The following is a 2,199-nucleotide window of genomic DNA, read 5'->3' on the forward strand; positions in this document are numbered from 1 at the left end:
GCCTACTGCCACTGCCACTGCCAACTTTCATTTTTGAACCTTGAAACTTGAACTTTGAACGCTACACCCCCTACCTACTGCAACTGCCTACTGCCAACCTGAACTTCCAGCCACTAAAAAGTATCCCAGTTCTCCATACTCCGTTCAGAAACTCCCAAAAGGGAGGAAGGTTTGTCGCGCTTTTGTATTTACTCCAGTACTGATAAAAATCATAAAGTACCCGTCTTTCTTTCGATACTTTTAGTCCATCTTTCATAGATACTACTTGTTACCTATTTCAAATTAAAACCGTTGCGCATGGACTCCAATCAAATCAAAGCCCAGTTCAAACAAGCCGATCAACACCTGGCGGCCGCTAAGAGCGAGTTGAATCGACCCGCTGAAGATGTCGTACCCTTTATGGTATGCAGAAGCACCCGGTATTCCATATCCCATTATTTGCAGGGGTTTCTATTGAAGCACGGAATCGAATACGATGAAGAGGCTACTGTCGAGGTTTTACTGGAAAAATGCCGGGCTGTCGACCCTGCATTTAGCAGCTTTGATTTAACCGCTATAACCTTCAAAAAGGATGATGAGTACAGCGCACTTTTCGATGAGATGCAAAACTGTGTCGATTTAGCGGAATACGCAAAACAATTGGTTGGTGAATAACATAAGGTAACCCAAAAAAATCTGTCAAATAGAGCGTCATTATGAGCAATTCAATACTTGAAAAAATAGGCCTTCCAAAAAGTGCCAAAGAGGGCAAAGACCCAAAATCATACAAATACCCGGGTAAGCCCGTTGCCATGGATGGAAATTCGGCTGTAATCATGTGTGAACGTGAATCCACCGATGCTGCCGGGGCCTATCCCATCACCCCTTCTACCCAAATGGGAGAGTTTTGGGCCGATGCCGCCGCTAAGGGACACCTGAATATTTCTGACAAACCCCTGATATTCATTGAACCGGAAGGAGAACACGCTGCTGCTGCAGTTACTGCCGGCTTATCAATGACCGGTTTGCGCGCCGCCAACTTTTCATCCGGGCAGGGCATCGCGTATATGCACGAGTCCCTCTATGCAGCCGTGGGAAAACGTCTTACCTATGTCTTGAATATCGGTGCAAGGGCGATGACCAAATCGACCTTAAACGTACACGCCGGGCACGATGACTACCACGCCGTGGATGATACCGGATTTTTTCAAATGTTTGCCAAAAATGCACAACACGTAGCGGACCTGAATATTATCTCGCACCGCATTGCAGAACTGGCACTCTCACCTGGAATTATAGCCCAGGATGGTTTTTTAACCACACATTTAATAGAGTCCTTTCTTTTACCTGAGCGTGAGTTGATTAAGGAATACCTGGGGCGCCCTGATGACATTATCAAAACACCGACGCCGGCCCAGGAAATTATTTACGGGGAAACACGCCGTCGCATCCCCGAATTGTGGGATGTAGATAACCCGGTTATGGCAGGGATTGTGCAAAACCAGGACTCCTATATGCAGAGCGTTGCCGCACAACGCCCGTTTTTCTTTGATCACATTCAGGAACTGGCGGATCAGGCCTTTGAAGAGTACCACCAACTCACCGGCAGGCGCTATAACCGCGTGATGACCTACAGGGCAGAAGATGCCGACTATCTTATCCTGGGTCAGGGCAGTCTGGTGCCCAGCGCTGAAGTCGTTGTGGATTACCTCAGGGAAACCCGGGGAATTAAAGTAGGGGTGGTAGACCTGGTGATGTTCCGACCCTTCCCCTCGGATATGTTGGGAGAAATCCTGAAAGGCAAAAAAGCAGTCACCGTTTTGGAACGACTGGATCAGCCCCTGGCTGTAGATTCCCCAATCACAAGGGAAGTGCGGTCGGTTTTAAACAAGTGCATCGAGAATGGCAGGGATCCAAAACACCTTGCGTATCCTGAATTAACCACCTATTCCATATCCGAGATGCCTGCCATTTATTCAGGATCTTTCGGTATGGGAAGCCGGGATTTACAACCTGAGGGAATCATCGGGGCAATCGAGAATATGTTGCCCGATGGAAAACGCAAAAAGAACTTTTACCTCTCTATAGATTTTATTCGGGAAATCCCGCACTCACCCAAACAGAAGGCCTATCAGGAAACCATTGTGGATTCTTACCCACGTGTGAAGGAGTTATCTGTGCGGGGTTCAGAGAACCCGAACCTCATGCCCAAAGATGCCG

General features: G+C 47.8%; 2 protein-coding genes. Both read left to right on the top strand.

Annotated elements, in window-relative coordinates; translation table 11 throughout:
• The first annotated feature begins 297 nt into the window (after window positions 1-297).
• Complete coding sequence (locus tag WBV75_RS06125) at window positions 298-654, top strand: hypothetical protein (protein WP_424119758.1); 357 nt, start codon at window positions 298-300, stop codon at window positions 652-654.
• Between the two features lie 41 nt (window positions 655-695).
• Window positions 696-2,199, top strand: a 1,504-nt coding sequence (locus tag WBV75_RS06130) for a transketolase C-terminal domain-containing protein (protein ID WP_424119759.1), incomplete at its 3' end; no start/stop codon positions are given.

The sequence above is a fragment of the Robiginitalea sp. genome (assembly GCF_049588695.1).
In the GTDB taxonomy this organism is placed as follows: Bacteria; Bacteroidota; Bacteroidia; order Flavobacteriales; family Flavobacteriaceae; genus Robiginitalea.

Bases quoted from the DNA above. Each gene is read 5' to 3' on its own strand.
- WBV75_RS06125 (WP_424119758.1), top strand. From the start codon at position 298: ATGGACTCCAATCAAATCAAAGCCCAGTTCAAACAAGCCGATCAACAC.